This is a genomic window from Morganella sp. BCCO 40_0007 (genome assembly GCF_032989665.1).
Classification (GTDB): Bacteria; Pseudomonadota; Gammaproteobacteria; order Enterobacterales; family Enterobacteriaceae; genus Morganella; species Morganella sibonii.
This window is the reverse complement of sequence record NZ_JAVBIN010000005.1, coordinates 46,360-66,988: the sequence shown is the minus strand read 5'-3', so window position 1 is coordinate 66,988 and position 20,629 is coordinate 46,360. Positions and strand designations below refer to the sequence as shown.

Here is a 20,629-nt window from a genome sequence, read left to right as displayed (position 1 = left end):
TTAACGAACCACTTCCAGTGTTGCCGGTGTCACACCGGTGGCGCGCCAGGACGGAATATACATCGATTCCACCTGCGGAGCCGGAACACTGTATTTACCCGGTGTGACCGCACGGGCCAGATAGACCAGCGTCACCGGACGGTACTCTTCCACAGCCACCTGGGAAACAAAGCGGTCATCGCGGTACTCGGTATGGCGGATATTGGCCTGCTGCATATCCTGGATAGCTTCCGCCAGATTCGGCGCGCTGTCAGCCAGGCTGGCACTTGCCGCTGCCAGATTCTGGTTTTCCAGCTCCAGACCGGCCGGTAACAGATCCACCACCAGTGCATCCGGCACGTTGCGGTCAGCCTGAATATCCAGGCGGACAGCCACCAGATCACCGCTGCTCAGGCGGTCAATGCTGATCGGATTACCGTTCAGATCCATATACGTCCGCTTGATTTTCAGCACTTCAGAAGACGGAGCCGGTGCCTGCAGCGGATAACCGGTGATATTGACACGACCGAACAGCTCCGTATCACCCCGGTTTGCCACACTGATACCGTTATTCAGCTGTGCGGCAGTGAGGGTTTCACGCAGCGCACTGTCACGGCTGACCGCCGGGGCCTGCCCGTTGATCAGTGCAGACCACGGTTTTTCGCTCTGATTAATGTACTGACGACCTGCCAGATACAGCGCGTTGCTCTCCTGCGTGGAGAAGTAACGGTTATTCTGTATCTCCGCAGAAAGCGCCTGCAACTTGCCGTAACGCTGATCCGCATTGGAATCCGCCTCACTGAGCAGTGCAATAATCATCGCATCATCACGGATGGTACTGCCGTAATCGCCGGTATAGACGCTGTCACGGTTTTTCATCACACCCAGACGGATGGCTTCATTACCGCGATCCGCATCACCCATTTTCTTCAGGGCAATACCGAGCTGCACCAGTGCCAGACCACTTGCGGCATCGTCACGGCGCTGATACACCTGACGCAGTGCCCCGAGCGGTGCTTTTTGCTGCTGTGCCAGCACATAACCGGCATACGCCTGTACCGCAAAGCGCATCTGGTCACTGTTGCCGTAATAGCTGCTGCTGATCACCGAGCGATCCTGCAGATAGCGCAGCAGGCGGTTATTGGCGTTGCTCAGGGCATCTGCCGGAACCTCAAAGCCGCGCTGCCCGGCACGGAACAGGAAATCAGTCGCGTAAGCCGTCAGCCACGGTTCTTCCGCACCGCTGTTGTCCCACAGGGAGAAACTGCCGTCGCTGCGCTGCATACCAAGCAGATGCGGGATACCGGTCATCACTGCCTGGCGGCGTCCGGCGTCAGTCTGGGTTTTAATGCCCAGTTTTTTCAGTTCCGCCTCGGAGGAGTACAGGGACGGATACAGCCCGCTCACGGTCTGTTCCAGACAGCCGTACGGATAGGCATAGAGCTCACGGATGTAACGCGAGATATCCAGCGGCGGACGGCTGGTCAGCATCATTTCACCGGACACAGTGTTGCCGTCCAGATAACCAAGCTGGTCAGCCGGTAATGCCCATTCCGCGCTATTGCCGAGTGACATGGAGTAAGACACCGTTTCTGCCGGATACGCCGGACGGACACCGATTTTCCAGCTGTTTTTATAGGTGTTGCTGCTTTCATCAGGCAGTTTCAGCCCTTTGACGGTCATAAACACCTCGCCCTGACCAAAGCCGTTTGCGGCTTCAACCGGGACATTCACGGATGTGCGCTGGCCTTTCGCCAGTGTGATTTCTTTCTCTGCCGCACCTTTGAGATGCACCATGCCGTCCGCGCTGAAATTAACGGTCAGGTTCTGTGTTTCATCAGTCAGGTTGGTCAGATCGAGTGTCAGCTGCGAGCGGTCACCGCCGGCCATAAAGCGCGGCAGCGCCATCTGGCTGATCACCGGTGCGGCAACAATCACTTTATTCTGCGCGTGGCCGAAATCCTCATCTGTCCACGCCTGCGCCATCAGACGCAGTTCGCCGTTGAAATCCGGGATCGCCAGGGTAACGGTACCTTCGCCCTGCGCATTCAGTTCCACCGGTGCGGCCTGCTGCGCGATAATCTGTACTTCGGTCAGCGGTTTCAGGCCGCCGCGATCAAGGTCATCGCCGCCGTCACCACCAAACCGCAGCGTACCGAGACGACCGCCGCCCTCAATCAGCTGACCATAGACATCATACTGATCAACACTGTAGCGTTTGCGGCCGAAGAAGGCATCGTACGGATCAGGTGTTTTATAGTCAGTAATATTGAGCACACCGGTGTCCACGGCAGAAATCAGTACATTGACTTTTTCGGGAGCCGGTTTGCCGTCCTGTGCTTTTGCTTTGATTTTGACGGTCAGATCCTGATTCGGACGGATACGGGCCGGGGTATCCAGCGCCACATCAATCTTACGGGCCGGATCGGCCATCGGAATATGCAGAATACCGACCGCACGTTTGACGGTCGCCTGGCGGGAGCTGTCCCCCGGACGGACAACCACGGCAGTCGCGTACAGGTCATGACGCGTCCACTCTTTGTTCAGCGGTACTTCCACATCGGTGCCGCCTTCCGGTACATCCACTTCCTGCCACCACAGCGGGCCGTCACTGGATTCCAGCAGCACATAGCCTTTACCGGCCTGTGGCGCGGTGACATTCAGTTTCACTTTATCACCGGCGTGATAATTTGGTTTATCCAGTTTCAGTTTCACCTGGTCCGGGCGAACCGCGCCGGTGCCGCCGGTGTTATCCTGCCAGGAATATCCCGCCCAGAAACGCACACTGCTGGTCAGCCCGGTGGACGGATCCACCACCTCCAGGCGGTATGCCCCCCAGGAAACCGGAACGGTCACTTTTGCCGTGCCGTCTTTGGCGATGGTGATTTTGTCATCGGACATCACCAGGTCTTTCTGGTCATAACCGGATGACCAGCCTTCGGAATCAGACCAGCGCCAGTAATAATCGCGGCGCTCATAAATCAGACGCGCATTCAGATCATCGGCCTGTAACTTATTTCCCTGACGGTCGGTATAGACAATTTCAAATTCAGCCAGTGAATCTTCATCCATACTGTACTGAGATACATATTTGTCTGTACGGTAGTCATATACCTCTTTTTTGGCGAAGATCGGACGAATACCGGCCATTTTCGCTGCAGGCCATACCGCGACATCTGCACGGCGCGTCACCGGACGACCGCCGGTTTCCATCAGGCTTGCCTGGAGGATCAGTTTGAACGGCGATTTAACCTCTTTCCAGTAATCATTACTGATGGTAAATGCCAGCTCTCCGCTGTCATTCATGGTTTCATCGAACTCGTCCAGAGTACGGGTCAGGTTTTCTTCCTGAATGTTACCGAATTCAAAACCCGGCAGTCTGGCGGAGACTTCGCGATCCGGACGCATAAATAGCTGCCCGGTCAGCTGGTTACCGGCTGCCGGTGCACCGTAGAGATAATGGCCTTCAATCTCAAAATCGGCGGACTGCTGTGTGGTGATCGGCTGCTTGTCGGTTTTGATTTCCATCGCCATACGTTCCGGCATGAAATCTTCCACATTGACGCTGTAGAAGCGCGGTGTGTTGTCCCCGAGGTCAAAACGCAGTGTCAGTTTGCCGGTTTCGATGTTCTCCGGAATGGCGTACTGATACTGGTAAAGGCCGTTTTCCGGCTGCCAGACGAAGGTGGAGGCCACCTGGCCGTCATTTTTCAGCACATCCACTTTGACCGGCTGATCTTTGACCGGACGACCATCGCCGTCACGCAGCAGACCGTTGATCACCAGGGTTTCCCCCGGACGGTACAGATCACGCGGACCAAAGACGAAGAACTGTTTTGCATAGCCCTGCGGACCGGCGATATCAAATTCCGCCAGGTCAAGCGCCGGGTTTTTCAGGTCGATCATACTGGTCTGGCCGTTCTGAATAGCCAGCAACAGCGCGGCATCCGCCCCGCGATCCAGTTTTGCATGACCGCTGCTGTCGGTTTCGGCTTTGCTGAGAAGCTGACCTTTGCTGTCGAGCAGGCGGATTTCCACCCCTTTCAGGGCACTGCCTTTCGCCAGCGACTGAGTAAAGACATCCAGCTCATTCAGATAGCTGTGCATGGAAACGCCGATATCACTCAGGGTAAAGAGTGTTGCAGGCATGGTATAGCTGTAGCGCCCGGCCTGCTGCATAACCGCCAGGTACACGCCCTCTTCCTGTAACTGCTTGATATCCTTCAGGGGGATCTGCATATTTTCGCGGGTGTTTTTCTGCGGATTCAGATCAAAACGCCCGGTATAGACCAGATCAGTGTTATTCAGCAGGTCATCCGAATTCCAGTACTGGAGATTGTTACCGTACTGCCAGCTTGCGAGGAAAGAGGCCAGGGAATCCGGTTTGATGCGGTAAAAATTAACATCAATGCTGTCCACGTTCAGTGCAAATACCGGCAGTCCCTGCAGGACATCCGACGGGAACAGTGAACCACGGCTGGCAAAGCCGACACTCGGGACCACATCAGCTGTGGTCAGTTTTAAATCATAACCGTTAACCAGTGTGCGTTCGTTAATACCGCGCACGCCGCGGTCGATACTCAGCTGTAATTCCCGCGACGGCGGCAGATGACGCATGCGCAGTTCCGTCAGGTTATCCGACAGCTCCCACGCACCTTCCAGTTTTCCGTTTTTCACATCCACCAGACGGGCAAACTGACTGAAATCCTGGTTCGGATCCAGCGGAACAGAGAACGTCACCACCATCGCATTCGCGCCGTCGAGCTGAATCTCAGAGGCATCGATGATCGTCACATCTTTCCCGGCATAACGTTTGGCCAGCTCTGCCAGTGATGCGGCATCATGTGTTTTTTTCGGAGACTGAGAGGAAGCAGATGAGGAAGACGAGTTTTCTTTATTATTGGCCGGCGCGCTGTCATTACTGCCCGCCGCCGTGGTGTTACTGCCGGTATCATCACAACCCGTGAGTGCGAGCGCTGAAGCAAGCAGCACTGCAATGCAGCGCTTTTTGCCGGGACCCTGTCCTGCAATCGGAGAACGCATAATCAATCCTTTCTGGTGAGCCCGGAAAACGGGCACTTGTTCGGTATTATTTCACGAAGTGTAAACAAAGCCTAAACAAGCGTATAGTGCATTATTCTGAATATATGCACCATACATATTCACCATCCGGATAAATTATTGTTACGCCTCTGTTACCGGAATCGCATTACGCAACCAGCCACCGAGACGGCGCTGATAGAATGCCTGTATATGTTGCGTCAGAAAGTGTGTCAGTCCGTCATTCTCATCCGGGTTTAACAGGCAAAAATCAATGTGTTCCCCGTCAGCAAGATGCTCCATGGCAGCCTCTGCCGCCTGCCGGATCACTATATCCGCCTCTTCTTCTTCGCTGAGTTCCAGCACAATCAGTAATGCCGCCTCATCCGGAGCCGTCGTATTTTTTTCGGCTGCCATCACCCAAAATGCACGGCGTACCGGTTTATGCTGTTTAAACACACCGGTCAGTGCATCAAGCACTGCGTCCGGTTTATTTTCCGGCACGCTGAGCAGCAGTGCTGTACCCTGTTCAATCATGACTTCCTGTACCGGGAGTATATCCGCCATCACAGATCTCCTTATTTCAGCTTCTGTATTTCAGTTTCTGTTTTTTTAAACGTTACAGAAAAACGGCCACACGTGTGTGTGACCGTTTTACAGCAGAATTAGTATTGCGCTGTCCGGTTACTGCCCGGCTTTTTTCAGCAGCAGAGCCGCCACGGTGCGCACACCATACCCGGTAGCACCCGCTGACCATAATTCAGACGGTGCTTTGCGGTAAGTCGCTGAGCAGTCAATGTGCAGCCAGCTTTTGCGGTAATCTTCCACAAAGTGGGACAGGAATGCCGCTGCGGTGCTTGCCCCGGCGGTATTCGGTGCGCCGGTGTTGCTCAGATCAGCGAAAGAGGACGGCATCTGACGGCGGTGGAATTCCGCCAGCGGCAGGCGCCAGAACATCTCTTTTTCCTGATCAGCGGCTGACATCAGTTCATTGTACAGCGCATCATCAAAGCTCATCACAGAGTGATAATCGTTACCGACGGCAGTTTTCGCCGCACCGGTCAGCGTCGCCGCATCAATGATAAACCCGGCGTTATCTTTGTCCGCTTCAATCAGACCATCCGCCAGCACCAGACGCCCTTCCGCATCGGTATTCATGATTTCAACGGATTTACCGTTGCTGTAACGGATGATATCGCCCAGTTTGAACGCATTACCGCTTACCAGGTTATCCGCGATGCACAGATACAGTTTGACGCGTTTTTTCAGACCACGGCAGACAGCCATTGCCAGTGCGCCGGTCAGTGTGGCTGCGCCGCCCATATCCGATTTCATAGAATCCATAGAGGAAGACGGTTTCAGGCTGTAACCGCCGGAGTCAAAGGTGATCCCTTTACCGACCAGGCTGGCGAAGACAGGTGTGTTTTCCTGCTTGCCCGGGTTGAAATCCAGTGCCAGCAGTACCGGCGGGCGTACCGAGCCGCGGCCGACAGTGTGGATGCCCATATAACCCTGCTCACGCAGGTCATCACCTTTGATGATACGGTAGCCGACAGAATCACAGGAAACACCGCACAGCAGATCAATCGCACGCTGCGCCAGCTGTTCCGGGCTCTGCTCTTCCGCAGGCGTGTTGATAACATCACGTACCCAGTCAATGATGCGGATACGGTGTTCCAGTTCGGTTTTATCCGCTTCCGGCAATTCCGGCCATTCAATCGAGCGCGCGCCTTTCGGACCACGGAAGCCCTGCCAGAATGCCCAGCTGGTTTCCAGATCCCAGTTGCTGCCGCTCAGGACCACATTGCGGATACCCTGACCGTCAATTTTGCGGCCTGCGCTCTGCACGGCGCACAGCATCCCTTTGCGGCTTAAATGAACGGTCATTCCTTTGTCAGTCGCGCTGACCAGGGCTTTTTCTCCCCACGCCGGAGAAGCAGGTTCATACGATAAGGTTACAGGCATGATGAGTTGCGTCATTTCGTTCTCTCTTTTGACTTTTAGACTGCCGTAACAGTCAGATTTTATTTGAGGAATGCACGGCGTGCCGGTCTGCACAGGAGGCGGTAACAGCATACGCGCATCAGAGACCGCACGCTAACACAATTGTGCGGCCTGATGCGCGTAACAAAAGACATCATTCGAATTCGTCGAGCCAGACTAACAAAATTGCTTCTAATACTTTTTCGTTAGATTTTTCCGGTGCATCGTCGAAATCATCCAGTTCGCAGATCCACTGGTGCATATCGGTGAAACGCACCGTTTTCGGGTCCGTATCCGGGTACAGATCATACAGCGCTTCACCGATTTCACGGCTGTCCTGCCATTTCAGTCCCATTTCAGACTCCTTTATCAGTGCTCACGTGCATGGTTGATGGTGTATTTCGGGATTTCCACCACCAGATCTTCATCCGCGACTTTCGCCTGACAGCTCAGACGGCTTTCCGGCTCCAGTCCCCAGGCTTTGTCCAGCATGTCATCTTCCAGCTCGCTGCTCTCTTCGAGGGAGTCAAACCCTTCGCGGACGATACAGTGGCAGGTGGTGCAGGCACATGATTTCTCACAGGCATGTTCAATTTCGATACCGTTACGCAGGGCAACATCCAGAATTGACTCACCTTCATTTGCGTCGTATACCGCACCTTCAGGGCATAATGACTCATGCGGTAAAAAAACAATCTTAGGCATAATCTTCCCGTTATATCTCATCCACAGAGTGACCCGCGAGTGCCTTGCGGACAGAATTGTCCATCCGGCGTGCCGCGAATACCTGTGTTTGCTTGTCCAGTTGTTTAATTGCGTTTTCAATCGCGACAGGAGAGTCGCCTTCAACGCTCTCAATAAGCACGCCGACTGCCGCATCAATAGCAGCATTTTCGTCGTCGCTCAGTAAATTGCCATCCTCTGAAAGTGCCTGGGTCAGGCTCTCCAGCAGGCGGGCAGCTTCCACTTTTTGTTCCGCCAGACGGCGGGTGGATAAATCATTTTCTGCGTTTTCGAGTGAATCTTTGATCATCCCGGCGATATCAGTATCGCTCAGGCCGTAAGACGGTTTGATCTGGACAGCGGCCTGCACACCGGTGGATTTTTCCAGTGCGCTGACACTCAGCAGTCCGTCCGCATCCACCTGGAAAGTGACACGGATATGGGCATTACCGGCAGCCATCGGCGGGATGCCGCGCAGAGTGAAACGTGCCAGCGAACGACAATCACTGACCATTTCCCGCTCACCCTGTAACACATGAATGCTCATCGCGGTCTGACCATCCTTAAAGGTGGTAAACTCCTGAGCACGTGCCGCCGGGATGGTGGTATTGCGCGGAATAACTTTTTCCACCAGGCCGCCCATGGTTTCCAGCCCCAGCGAGAGCGGGATAACATCCAGCAGCAGCATGTCGCTGTCCGGTTTGTTACCGGCCAGAATATCCGCCTGAATAGCCGCACCGACAGCAACCACTTTGTCCGGGTCAATCGAGGTCAGAGGCTCTTTACTGAAAAATTCGCCGACCAGTTCACGCACCAGCGGCACACGGGTTGATCCGCCGACCATCACCACTTCGCGGACTTCATCCTGATCTGTTCCGGCATCTTTCAGTGCACGGCGGCAGGTCATCAGGGTTTTTCTGACCAGCGGACGGATGAGTTCCTCAAACATGTCACGGGTCAGTACGCCCTGCCAGCCATCCAGTGTAATCGTGGTTTGTGCGGCACCGGACAGTGCAATTTTAGCTTCCGCTGCTGCGTTTAATACTTCGCGGTGCTGCGAATGGCCCTGCGACTGAATGCCGCGCTGCGCATAAATCCAGTCGGCGATCAGATTATCGAAATCATCGCCGCCGAGCGCAGTATCGCCGCCGGTCGCCAGCACTTCAAACACACCCCGGCTCAGACGCAGCACTGAGATATCAAAGGTGCCGCCGCCGAGATCATAAACCGCAATCACGCCTTCCTGACCGGAATCCAGCCCGTAGGCGATCGCCGCAGCGGTCGGTTCATTCAGAAGACGTAACACGTGTAACCCGGCAAGACGGGCAGCATCTTTGGTGCCCTGACGCTGGGCATCATCGAAATACGCGGGAACGGTGATCACCACGCCATCCAGTTCACCGCCGAGGGTTTCCTGTGCGCGCTGTGCCAGCACCGATAAGATATCCGCTGAGACACGGACAGGATCAGTCAGCCCGGCTGCAGTGCGGATGATCGGCAGGCCGTTTTCACCCGCCTGTAACTGATACGGTAAATCAGGGTAGCGCTGCGTGATATCCGTCAGTGAGCGTCCCATCATACGTTTGACTGAGATAATGGTATTCTGAGGATCTGCCGCTGCATTTGCACGGGCATCCCAGCCGACCAGGCGGCTGTCCGCGCTGTACTGCACCACAGATGGCAGTAAATAACGTCCTTCGTGATCGGGCAGCACATCGGTTTCCCCGCTGCGCACCGTTGCGACCAGTGAATGAGTGGTGCCTAAATCAATACCCGCGGCAAGGCGGCGCTGATGCGGGGCGGGAGCCTGTCCCGGCTCGCTGATTTGTAACAGTGCCATATTTTTCCCCTAGAAACTGTCGAGCAGACGTTCTTCAAGATTTTCAATTTGTTGCGTCAGTTTACTCAAAAATCGTAATTTACGCACGCTGTCCGCCGCAGCAGCCCACTCTTCGCCATCAAGCTGACGAACCATCTCTGCCATCCGGTTTTTTGTCATTTTAGTGATATTGGCAGCAAAACCGGCCAGTGCATCACTGTCCTGTTTCTGTTCGATGATATCGAGGGCTTCGCGCAGCTCCAGTTGCTCCATCAGAAATGCGGTGTCATGCATTGTGTGCTGTTCATTATTGATATCAATATCATGTAACAGCAACATATATTCCGCACGTTTGAGGGGATGTTTCAGGGACTGGTATGCATCATTGATGGTTGCGGCCATCGTCAGTGCCTGCGCCTGCTCTTTTGCATCACCGGCGGCAAATCTGTCCGGGTGATACTGACGCTGCAAATCCTGATAACGACCGGCAAGTGCCTGTGTGTCAAGATCATAACGCACAGGCAGGCTGAACAGGGAAAAATAGTTCATAGTTTACTCTTCGCGGATAAATGGATCGGTTAAACGTGAAAACTCTCGCCGCAGCCGCATTCGCTGCCGACGTTCGGGTTATTAAATTTAAACCCTTCGTTTAACCCTTCCTTCACGAAATCCACTTCTGTTCCGTCAAGATAAACAATACTTTTTCCGTCGATAATCACTTTTACGCCGTGATCTTCAAACACAACGTCATCATCATTAATGACATCGGCAAATTCAAGTACGTAAGCCATACCAGAGCAACCGGAGGTTCTCACGCCTAACCGCAGACCTACTCCTTTACCGCGGTTTGCCAGAAAACTGGTGACCCGGTTTGCCGCACTTTCTGTAAGAGAAACGGACATTACACACCTCGCTCTATAAACCAGTATGGCGGATGACCGATGAGATCAGTATCCGCCATTATTTTATTGTTTTACCTGCTGCACACCGGCAGCGGCGGGCTATTAGTTGCCCCGGCGTTTACTTTTGTAATCCGCAATTGCTGCTTTGATTGCATCTTCAGCCAGAATCGAGCAGTGAATTTTCACCGGCGGTAATTCCAGTTCTTCCGCAATCGCTGTATTTTTGATGGCTTCTGCTTCATCCAGGGTTTTCCCTTTCATCCACTCAGTCACCAGTGAGCTTGACGCAATCGCCGAGCCGCAACCGTAAGTTTTGAAACGCGCGTCTTCAATCACGCCGTTATTGTCAACTTTGATCTGTAACTTCATTACGTCGCCACAGGCCGGTGCACCCACCATGCCGCTGCCGACTGTCGGGTCTTCGTTGTCAAATGAACCGACGTTGCGCGGGTTTTCGTAGTGATCGATTACTTTATCGCTATAAGCCATTGTTTATACTCCTGAAACCGTCTGATTAATGGTGTGACCATTCAATGCTGTTAATATCAACACCTTGCTTGTGCATCTCCCACAGAGGGGAAAGATCACGCAGGCGGCCAATTGCGCTATGGATAAGTTTAATCGCATAGTCAATCTCTTCCTCAGTCGTGAAACGACCCAGAGAGAAGCGGATTGAGCTGTGCGCCAGTTCGTCAGTCATTCCCAGGGCGCGCAGAACATAAGACGGCTCCAGGCTGGCGGACGTACAGGCAGAACCGGATGATACCGCAAGATCTTTCAGCGCCATCATCAGGGATTCACCTTCAACATAGTTGAAACTGACGTTAAGAATGTTCGGTGCCGAGTGCTCCGGGCAACCATTCAGATAGGTTTCTTCGATATCTTTGATGCCGTTCCACAGACGCAGACGCAGTGCGGACAAACGCTCAGATTCCGCTGCCATCTCTTCTTTGGCGATACGGTAAGCTTCACCCATACCGACGATCTGATGCACTGCCAGTGTACCGGAACGCATACCGCGCTCGTGACCACCACCGTGCATCTGTGCTTCGATACGGATACGCGGTTTGCGGCGGACATACAGCGCGCCGATACCCATCGGGCCGTAAATTTTATGGCCGGAGAAGGACATCAGATCCACTTTCAGCTTGCTTAAATCAACCGGTACTTTACCGACGCTCTGGGTAGCATCGACATGGAAAATAATCCCTTTGCTGCGGCACAGTTCACCGATTGCTTCGATATCCTGAATCACACCAATTTCATTATTGACGTGCATGATGGAGACTAAAATGGTGTCCTCACGCATTGCCGCTTCCAGCTCAGCCAGGTCGATCAGACCATTACGCTGCGGCGCAAGATAGGTCACTTCAAACCCTTCGCGCTCTAACTGACGGCAGGTATCCAGCACCGCTTTATGTTCGGTTTTGCTGGTAATGATGTGTTTGCCTTTTTTACCGTAGAAATTGGCCGCACCTTTAATCGCCAGGTTGTCAGACTCAGTGGCACCGGAGGTGAAAACAATTTCACGCGGGTCCGCACCGACCAGGTCTGCTATCTGGTTACGGGCAATATCGACGGCCTCTTCAGCCTGCCAGCCAAAGCGGTGTGAACGGGACGCCGGGTTACCGAAGACGCCGTCCATTGTGAGGTATTGCATCATCTTTTCAGCAACACGCGGATCAACCGGGGTGGTTGCTGAATAATCTAAATAAATCGGTAATTTCATCGCTCAATTGCTCCATGAACTACGGTTGCGTTATTAACGCAGGTTTCTGCTTATGCTTGCAGATTGATAATTGTTTCGTTAATTGCCAGACTATGTGTACGACGTTTATCATCCTGCCGATCAGCAACATCAATCACTTCTTTATGATTTACTAACTCTTCAAGACTGATACTGCTTAAGAAATCAGTGATACGGTCACTCAGGTCACGCCACAGCGCATGTGTCAGACAGCGGTCACCGCCCTGACAACCTTCCTGAGTTCCCTGACAGCGTGTCGCATCAACGGATTCATCGACGGCTGAGATGACCTGAGCAATGAAAATTTCACCGGCACCGCGTGCCAGCAGATACCCGCCACCCGGCCCGCGAACACTGGAAACCAGCTCGTTTTTACGCAGACGGGAGAAGAGTTGCTCAAGATAAGAGAGGGAGATACCCTGACGTTCAGAAATGTCAGCCAGTGGTACGGGCCCCTCATGGGAGTGCAGCGCTACGTCGAGCATAGCGGTTACCGCATAGCGCCCTTTTGATGTCAGTCTCATAACCGGATCCCCGTGATAAATGGTGAAGAAATTGTGTCATTCCTGAGTAATTTAGTCAACTATTTAACCCAGTAATTTACTCAACTATTTTTTCGCCCATTTTTCAACAGAAGTCAGGATACCACGCAGGATATTCAGCTCCTGTGTTTCCGGATGCGCGCGGGTAAATAAGCGGCGCAGACGGTTCATAATCTGACCCGGATGTGCTTTACGGATAAAACCGGATTCATTCAGAACCGATTCCAGATGCGTGTAAAACCGCTCCATATCATCCGCCGGCGGATAGTGTACCTCATCTGCCTCATCATTATTTGCCGGTTCGCTCTCATTCTGAGAGGCAAGAAATGCCATCCGGATCTCATAACTGACCAGTTGCACTGCCATCGCCAGATTCAGCGAGCCGTATTCCGGATTGGTCGGAATATAAAGATGATAATTACATTTCTGTAATTCATCGTTGGTCAGCCCGACACGTTCACGGCCGAAAATAATAGCGACCGGCGCAGTCTGTGCGATTTTAACACTTTTTTCCCCGCATTCACGCGGTTCAACCATCGGCCACGGCAGCGTGCGCGAACGCGCACTGGTACCGATCACCAGTTCACATCCGGCAATCGCCTCATCCAGTGTGCTGACAATCTTTGCATTGCCGATAACATCACTGGCACCGGCGGACAGCGCGATGGCGTGAGAGTCCGGTTGTACCTGAGGATTGACCAGATAAAGGTTGGATAACCCCATCGTTTTCATAGCCCGCGCTGCGGAGCCCATATTGCCTGTATGTGAGGTTTCCACCAGGACGATTCGGATATTTTCGGACATAACACACTTTATTTGAGAAATTATCGCAATATCTTAACACAAGAATAGTCAGATTGACGATCACCTGTTATACTCTGCCGCGATTATTTTCGTTCTTTAACATCCCGGTGGACAACCCCATGCATCCGATGCTTACCATCGCCATACGTGCTGCACGTAAGGCCGGCAACCTGATTGCCAAACACTATGAAATGCCTGACACTGTTGAGACAACTCAGAAAGGTGCCAATGACTTTGTGACGAATATCGATCGCGAAGCTGAGCAGATGATTATCGAAATCATCCGCAAATCTTATCCGGCACATACCATTATTTCTGAAGAGTGCGGCCTGTCAGCCGGCGAAGAAAGCGACATGGAATGGGTTATTGATCCCCTGGATGGCACCACCAACTTCGTTAAACGTCTCCCGCATTTCGCTGTTTCTATCGCATTTCGTATCAAAGGCCGCACTGAAGTGGCTGTTGTTTACGATCCGATGCGTAACGAATTATTCTCTGCGGTCCGTGGCCAGGGCGCACAGTTAAACGGTTACCGTCTGCGCGGCGCAACTGCCCGTGATCTCGACGGCGCAGTACTGGCAACCGGCTTCCCGTTCAAAGCAAAACAGCACTCCGATACTTATATCAAAATGCTCGGTAAACTGTTCACCCGCTGTGCAGATTTCCGCCGTACCGGCTCTGCCGCACTGGACCTGGCTTATCTCGCTGCCGGCCGTGTGGACGGTTTCTTTGAGATCGGTCTGAAGCCGTGGGATTTCCTGGGCGGTGAACTGCTGGTCCGCGAAGCGGGCGGTATCGTTACTGACTTCACCGGTGACCACCGTTATATCGACAGCGGCAACATCGTTGCCGGCAGCCCGCGTGTGGTACGTGCACTGCTGGCAGAAATGCGTGATGAACTGACTGAGTCACTGAAACGCTGATCTGGTTGTACCCTCTTTTAAAAAACGGTGGTTAACATAACCACCGTTTTTTATTTCAGTGCACGGACTCAGGTCTCCTGCTGTCTTACAGGTGCATCACCGGCAACATAATACGGAACAGTTGCCGGTTTCAGCGGCGGCCTGTTTCGTATTTTATCTGCGATTTTTTCGGCTATCATGATGGTCGTCGCATTTAAGTTCCCCGTAATGATATTCGGCATCAGGGAAGCATCCACCACTCTCAGATTTTCCACACCATGCACACGCCCTGCACCATCGGTGACGGCCATATCATCATTTCCCATTTTGCAGGTTCCGCACGGATGAAATGCCGTCTCAGCTTTATCCCGGACAAAGGCATCCAATTGATCATCTGTTGTGATGTATTTACCCGGACTGATTTCCTTACCTCTGTAAGGATCCAGTGCCGGCTGCGCGATGATTTCACGGGTGATCCGGATCGCAGCACGAAACTCTTCCCGGTCACGGGCATCAGACATGTAATTAAACAAAATGGACGGATGAGCCGCCGGATCCGTTGATGTCAGGCGTACCCGCCCCCGGCTGGGGGAACGCATCGAACCGACATGAGCCTGAAAGCCGTGGGTACAGACTGCATTACTGCCGTTATAATTAATCGCCACCGGCAAAAAATGGAACTGGATATCAGGCCGTGAAACCGTATTATCTGTCCGGATAAAGCCGCCGGCTTCGAACTGATTACTGGCCCCGATCCCGGTTCCCCTGAACATCCATTCCGCACCGATCATTGGCTGATTATGCCATTTCAGCGCCGGATATAACGAAACCGGCTGTGTACATTCATATTGCAGGTACATTTCAAGGTGATCCTGGAGGTTTTGTCCGACGCCCGGCAAAATATGTACCGCCCGGATATCAAACTCATCCAGAACATCTTCAGGACCAATGCCGGAACGTTGTAAGATTTGCGGTGATGCAATGGCCCCGGCACATAACAGCACTTCTTTTTGTGCCGCAACACTGACGGGCGTGGAATTTCCGCCCCTGTAATAGTGCACCCCGGCTGCTTTTTTACCTTCGAACAGAATACGATCAGTGATTGCACGAGTCACAATCGTCAGATTTTTGCGTTTTTTTGCCTGATCCAGATAACCTCGTCCGGTAGCAGAACGGCGCCCCTGAGGGGTAACAGTGCGATCCATCGGTCCGAAACCTTCCTGCCGGTACCCGTTAAAATCGCCGGTTTGCGGATAACCCGCCTGCACTCCGGCCTCCACCATTGCATGAAACAAAATATTGTTTCCGGTCTTCGGCGTTGTGACACTCAGCGGCCCTTCTCCGCCGTGATAATCATCCGGTCCGGTATCCCGGGACTCCGCTTTGCGAAAATACGGCAGGCAATGGTGATAGCTCCAGTCTTCAAGCCCCGGCGCCTCAGCCCATTCATCAAAATCCAGCGCATTTCCTCGGATATAACACATCCCGTTGATTAACGATGAACCGCCCAGCCCTTTCCCGCGCCCGCATTCCATACGGCGGTGATTCATATGCGGTTCAGGATCGGTTTCATACGCCCAGTTATAACGCCGCCCCTGTAACGGGTACGCTAATGCAGCCGGCATTTGCGTACGGAAATCGAACCTGTAGTCCGGTCCTCCCGCCTCAAGGAGCAGCACAGTAACATCCGGATCTTCTGTCAGGCGGGTAGCAAGCACGTTACCGGCTGAACCAGCACCGATAATAATATAGTCATAGACCATTGTTATCTCCTCTGTTTCAGTCAAATAAAAAAAATATAATTAAAAAACGGATGTAAATTCCCCCAGTTCAATCTGAACCGATTTGATTTGTGTATAGCTTTGCAGTGTCTCTGTACCGTTCTCACGTCCGACCCCGGAGTGCTTATAGCCGCCGACCGGCATTTCAGCCGGAGACTCCCCCCAGGTATTGATCCAGCAGATCCCGGCTTCAAGCTGATGAATGACACGATGTGCACGGGTCAGATTCTGAGTGACAAGACCAGCCGCCAGGCCATAGAGACTGTTATTGGCACGGACAATCACTTCATCTTCAGTCCGGTATGTCAGGATACTCATTACCGGACCGAAGATTTCTTCCTGTGTAATGTGCATATTGTCCGTGCAGTCCGTAAATACCGTCGGTGCAACATAAGCACCATCTGCAAACGCCCCGTCTGTCAGGCGTTCTCCGCCACATAACACTCTTGCACCCTGTTGTTTACCGAGCGCAATATAACGCAGCACATTCTCCATGTGCGCAAAGCTGACCAGCGGTCCGAAATTAGTGTCTTCATCCGCAGGTGACCCCACTCTGATACGGGCAACCCGCTCACTAATTTTTCCCTCAAACTGTGTTTTCAGGGCTTCCGGCACAAAGACCCTGGTGCCGTTTGTGCAGACCTGACCGGAACTGAAAAAATTTGCCATCATGGCAATATCTGCGGCTTTATCTAAGTCAGCGTCATCAAAGATAATTAGCGGAGATTTACCGCCAAGCTCCATGGTGATGGCTTTCAGTGACGATACTGAGGCAGCCGACATGACTTTTTTCCCGGTTGCAACTCCGCCGGTGAAAGAGATTTTTGCGATCTCCGGATGTTCGGTTAACCATCGCCCTGCCTCATTACCCGGCCCGGTCACCACATTAAATACACCGGCAGGCAGCCCGGCTTCTGTATAAATTTCGGCTAATTTCAACGCGGTCAGTGAAGTTACTTCACTGGGTTTAAAGATCATGGCATTCCCTGCCGCCAGTGCAGGGGCGGATTTCCAGAGTGCTATCTGAACGGGGTAATTCCATGCGCCGATCCCGGCAACCACCCCTAACGGCTCGCGACGGGTATAGACAAAGGCACTGTCACGCAGCGGGATCTGCCGCCCCTCCAGAGCCGGTACTATTCCCGCATAATATTCAAGCACATCCGCACCGGTAACAATATCCACATGCCTGGTCTCTGAAAACGGCTTTCCGGTATCCAATGTTTCCAGATACGCCAGTTCATCATTACGTTCACGTAAAATCTCCGCCGCACGGCGAAGAATGCGGGAACGTTCCATTGCCGTCACCGCCGCCCAGACTTTCTGTCCCTGACGTGCGCTTTCAACAGCCCGTTGTATATCGTCAAAGCCGGCTGACTGTAACAGAGCAATAACGTCGCCGTTTGCCGGATTGACTGCCGGAAATTGTCCGCACTCCGGGGATGAGCTATCTACATAACCACCATGAATATACAGTTTGTGCAGTCGCGGATTTTGCATATTTTTTCCTTTAATATTAAGACTGATTCAATCTGTTCCCAGCTTCATCGCAATATATTCATTTGTAATCTGTAACGCTTCCGATACAGGAAACAGTGTGTTACTCAGGGCGCTGCGCAACCATATACCGTCAATCAGTGCGGCAAGGCCTTTTGCTGCCATTCTTGCTTCCTGTTTGTTTAATACGCGGCCGAATTCATAACTTAAATTTGAGAACAACCGGCGGTCATTGACCTGTTGCAGGCGGTTTAAAACCGGCTGATGCATACTGCTCGCCCAGAATGCCAGCCACGTTTTCATCGCAGCTTCACTGGTCTGAGAGGGATCAAAGTTGCCCTCAACAATTGCCTGAAGACGCAATTTTGCACCGGCTCCCGGCAGCAGCCGCAGGCGCATTGCCACCGCCAGCCCGAGCTGATACTGAATATGGCGCATTGCAGATTCAAGCAGACCACTCTTGTCACGAAAGTAGTGGCTGATAATTCCCGTGGAAACACCGGCTTTGCGGGCGATTAGTACAAAGCTGGCCTCCTGCATTCCGACTTCATTAATTACATCCAGCGTTGCACGGATTAACTGCTGTTTACGAATCGACTGTATTCCTGTTTTCGGCATAAAATCTGAACCTGAGAAAAAGAGTAACCACGCCTATTACACTTTTTTTTGATTGAATGTTCAATCAATATTAACTATCATTTATTACAATTTATTTACAATATCTCAGGGAGCCATGCGCTAAAATTAAATTATTTGTTTAAAAACAATGGGTAAGTTAAATCACAATATTACTTATCTTGAATGCTAAAATGCGGAACTGTCGATGACAACTCAAACTAGTTCAGAAACCCCGCAGAAGGACAAATTGAATTCTGTGGTTTTTTTCACTTCAGCCGGCCTTATCCTGGCCTTTTCTTTTTTCACCATACTGATGACTGACACCGCGAACCGGTGGATCGTGGCAACACTGAATCAGGTCTCAAAAACATTTGGCTGGTATTACCTGCTGGCCGCCACACTGTACATCGTCTTCGTCATTTTTATGGCCACATCACGCTTCGGGAATATCAAACTCGGACCTGAGCAATCCAAACCTGAATTCAGTATGCTGAGCTGGTCTGCCATGTTGTTTGCCGCCGGGATTGGTATCGATCTGATGTTTTTCTCTGTTGCGGAACCCGTAACCCAATACATGCTCCCGCCGGAAGGCGCCGGAGAAACCACAGAAGCAGCCCGTCAGTCGATGGTGTGGACACTTTTCCACTATGGCCTGACGGGCTGGTCTATGTATGCCTTAATGGGGATCGCACTGGGTTACTTCAGCTACCGTTATAATCTTCCGCTCACGATCCGCTCCGCACTCTATCCCATTTTCGGTAAACGAATTGAAGGCTCTGTCGGACATGCGGTTGATATTGCGGCAGTACTGGGAACAATCTTCGGTATCGCGACCACACTGGGGATTGGTGTCGTGCAACTGAATTACGGTCTGAAAGTCCTTTTCGGACTTCCCCAGGGATTATCCGTACAAAGCGGTCTGATTCTGCTCTCTGTTATTATGGCGGTCATTTCTGCCACATCCGGGGTAAATAAAGGGATCCGGCTGTTATCTGAGCTGAATGTGTTACTCGCACTTGGCCTGATCGTATTTATTTTGTTTGCCGGAGACACCGCGTTTTTACTGAATGCGCTGGTACTGAATGTCGGTGATTATATCAGCCGCTTCACGGGAATGACCCTCAACAGTTTTGCGTTTGACCGGCCTGCAGACTGGATGAACAACTGGACACTTTTCTTCTGGGCGTGGTGGGTCGCGTGGTCACCGTTCGTAGGGCTGTTCCTGGCCCGTATTTCCCGCGGACGTACTATCCGGCAATTTGTTATCGGAACCCTGATAATCCCTTTCGTCTTCACGCTGCTATGGCTTTCTGTTTTCGGAAACAGCGCCCTCTATGAAATTATTCACGGCAATACTGAACTGGCAAAAACGGTACTGGAAGCTCCGGAAAAAGGTTTTTATTCCTTACTTGAGCTGTATCCCGGCTTTGGTTTAACGGCCTCTGTTGCTACTATTACCGGCTTACTGTTTTATGTTACTTCAGCAGATTCCGGCTCACTGGTACTGGGGAATTTCACTTCAGAGTTAAGTGATATCAGTCATGATGCACCGAACTGGCTTCGGATTTTCTGGTCCGTTGCAATTGGTCTGCTCACACTCGGGATGTTAATGACCGATGGAATATCCGCGTTACAAAATACCACTGTGATCATGGGATTACCGTTCAGTTTTGTGATCTTTTTCGTCATGGCAGGGCTGTATAAATCGCTGAAACTGGAAGATTTCCGGCGCGTCAGTTCACTGAACACGAATGCACCGGCTCCGTTATATGGCAACGGTACACTCAACTGGAAACAGCGACTGGGGCGGGTCATGAATTTTCCGGGCACCACCTATACCAGGCGGATGCTGGATTTAGTGTGCATCCCGGCCATGCAGGATGTCGCACAAGAGCTGACAATACGGGGGGCAAAGGTCGAATTCAGCCAGATCCCGCCTGAAGCAGACGAGCGGTTAGAGCACCTTGAGCTGACGGTCGATCTGGGGGAAGAGCAAAGCTTTGTGTATCAGGTCTGGCCTCAGCGCTACTCCATGCCCGGCTTCACCTACCGTGCCCGGACCGGAAAATCTCATTATTATCGCCTGGAGACGTTTTTATCGGAGGGGTCACAAGGTAATGATTTGATGGATTACACCAAAGAACAAGTGATCACCGATATACTGGATCAGTATGAGAAACACATGAACTTTATCCATCTCAGCCGCGAAGCCCCGGGAGCTACCCTGACATTTCCTGAATCACTCTGAGAATACGGCACCGGGGCAGCGCCGGTGCCGTATTATTACCGCTG

At 52.3% G+C, this 20,629-nt stretch carries 17 protein-coding genes; 2 read left to right on the top strand and 15 right to left on the bottom strand.

What is annotated here, in order from left to right; translation table 11 throughout:
* From R5268_RS07245 to trmJ, 12 genes are all read right to left on the bottom strand, one after another.
* The gene (locus R5268_RS07245) at positions 1–5,022 is read right to left on the bottom strand and encodes an alpha-2-macroglobulin family protein (protein ID WP_218455377.1); all 5,022 of its coding nucleotides are present in this window, start codon (positions 5,020–5,022) and stop codon (positions 1–3) included.
* Between the two features lie 141 nt (positions 5,023–5,163).
* Complete coding sequence (locus tag R5268_RS07240) at positions 5,164–5,586, bottom strand: enhanced serine sensitivity protein SseB C-terminal domain-containing protein (protein WP_218455376.1); 423 nt, start codon at positions 5,584–5,586, stop codon at positions 5,164–5,166.
* Positions 5,587–5,703: 117 nt separating this feature from the next.
* Positions 5,704–6,999 (bottom strand): aminopeptidase PepB, encoded by a 1,296-nt coding sequence (pepB, locus tag R5268_RS07235; RefSeq protein ID WP_046892504.1) that lies wholly within the window; start codon positions 6,997–6,999, stop codon positions 5,704–5,706.
* 157 nt (positions 7,000–7,156) lie between these two features.
* Entirely contained in the window at positions 7,157–7,357 is a 201-nt protein-coding gene (gene iscX, locus R5268_RS07230) for a Fe-S cluster assembly protein IscX (RefSeq protein ID WP_046892505.1), read from the bottom strand.
* A 14-nt stretch (positions 7,358–7,371) separates the two neighbouring features.
* Positions 7,372–7,707 (bottom strand): ISC system 2Fe-2S type ferredoxin, encoded by a 336-nt coding sequence (gene fdx, locus R5268_RS07225; protein ID WP_046892506.1) that lies wholly within the window; start codon positions 7,705–7,707, stop codon positions 7,372–7,374.
* A 10-nt stretch (positions 7,708–7,717) separates the two neighbouring features.
* Positions 7,718–9,565, bottom strand: a complete 1,848-nt coding sequence (hscA, locus tag R5268_RS07220; RefSeq protein ID WP_218455375.1) for a Fe-S protein assembly chaperone HscA — start codon at positions 9,563–9,565, stop codon at positions 7,718–7,720.
* Between the two features lie 9 nt (positions 9,566–9,574).
* Entirely contained in the window at positions 9,575–10,093 is a 519-nt protein-coding gene (hscB, locus tag R5268_RS07215; RefSeq protein WP_317419055.1) for a co-chaperone HscB, read from the bottom strand.
* A gap of 29 nt (positions 10,094–10,122) precedes the next feature.
* Positions 10,123–10,446 carry an iron-sulfur cluster assembly protein IscA gene (gene iscA, locus R5268_RS07210; protein ID WP_046892509.1) on the bottom strand — a complete coding sequence of 108 codons (324 nt, stop codon included), beginning with the start codon at positions 10,444–10,446 and terminating at the stop codon, positions 10,123–10,125.
* A gap of 102 nt (positions 10,447–10,548) precedes the next feature.
* A complete protein-coding gene (gene iscU, locus R5268_RS07205) occupies positions 10,549–10,935 on the bottom strand; it encodes a Fe-S cluster assembly scaffold IscU (protein WP_046892510.1) in 387 nt (128 codons plus the stop codon).
* Between the two features lie 25 nt (positions 10,936–10,960).
* On the bottom strand, positions 10,961–12,175 hold the full coding sequence (locus R5268_RS07200; protein WP_046892511.1) for an IscS subfamily cysteine desulfurase: 1,215 nt from the start codon (positions 12,173–12,175) through the stop codon (positions 10,961–10,963).
* Positions 12,176–12,225: 50 nt separating this feature from the next.
* Positions 12,226–12,717: a Fe-S cluster assembly transcriptional regulator IscR gene (iscR, locus tag R5268_RS07195; RefSeq protein WP_046892512.1), complete on the bottom strand. Its 492-nt coding sequence runs from the start codon at positions 12,715–12,717 to the stop codon at positions 12,226–12,228.
* 84 nt (positions 12,718–12,801) lie between these two features.
* Positions 12,802–13,539 (bottom strand): tRNA (cytosine(32)/uridine(32)-2'-O)-methyltransferase TrmJ, encoded by a 738-nt coding sequence (gene trmJ / locus R5268_RS07190; protein WP_004241966.1) that lies wholly within the window; start codon positions 13,537–13,539, stop codon positions 12,802–12,804.
* A 119-nt stretch (positions 13,540–13,658) separates the two neighbouring features.
* On the opposite strand from trmJ, the gene suhB reads away from it, so the two are divergent.
* The gene (gene suhB, locus R5268_RS07185) at positions 13,659–14,462 is read left to right on the top strand and encodes an inositol-1-monophosphatase (protein WP_107678383.1); all 804 of its coding nucleotides are present in this window, start codon (positions 13,659–13,661) and stop codon (positions 14,460–14,462) included.
* Positions 14,463–14,530: 68 nt separating this feature from the next.
* Here suhB and betA read toward each other — a convergent pair whose 3' ends face one another.
* From betA to betI, 3 genes are read right to left on the bottom strand one after another with little or no spacing between them, the layout of a single operon-like run.
* Positions 14,531–16,204 carry a choline dehydrogenase gene (betA, locus tag R5268_RS07180; protein ID WP_107678382.1) on the bottom strand — a complete coding sequence of 558 codons (1,674 nt, stop codon included), beginning with the start codon at positions 16,202–16,204 and terminating at the stop codon, positions 14,531–14,533.
* A gap of 39 nt (positions 16,205–16,243) precedes the next feature.
* Positions 16,244–17,722: a betaine-aldehyde dehydrogenase gene (gene betB, locus R5268_RS07175; protein WP_107678381.1), complete on the bottom strand. Its 1,479-nt coding sequence runs from the start codon at positions 17,720–17,722 to the stop codon at positions 16,244–16,246.
* 27 nt (positions 17,723–17,749) lie between these two features.
* Positions 17,750–18,337 (bottom strand): transcriptional regulator BetI, encoded by a 588-nt coding sequence (betI, locus tag R5268_RS07170; RefSeq protein WP_107678380.1) that lies wholly within the window; start codon positions 18,335–18,337, stop codon positions 17,750–17,752.
* Between the two features lie 205 nt (positions 18,338–18,542).
* On the opposite strand from betI, the gene R5268_RS07165 reads away from it, so the two are divergent.
* On the top strand, positions 18,543–20,585 hold the full coding sequence (locus tag R5268_RS07165) for a choline transporter (RefSeq protein ID WP_107678379.1): 2,043 nt from the start codon (positions 18,543–18,545) through the stop codon (positions 20,583–20,585).
* The last annotated feature ends 44 nt before the right edge of the window (positions 20,586–20,629 follow it).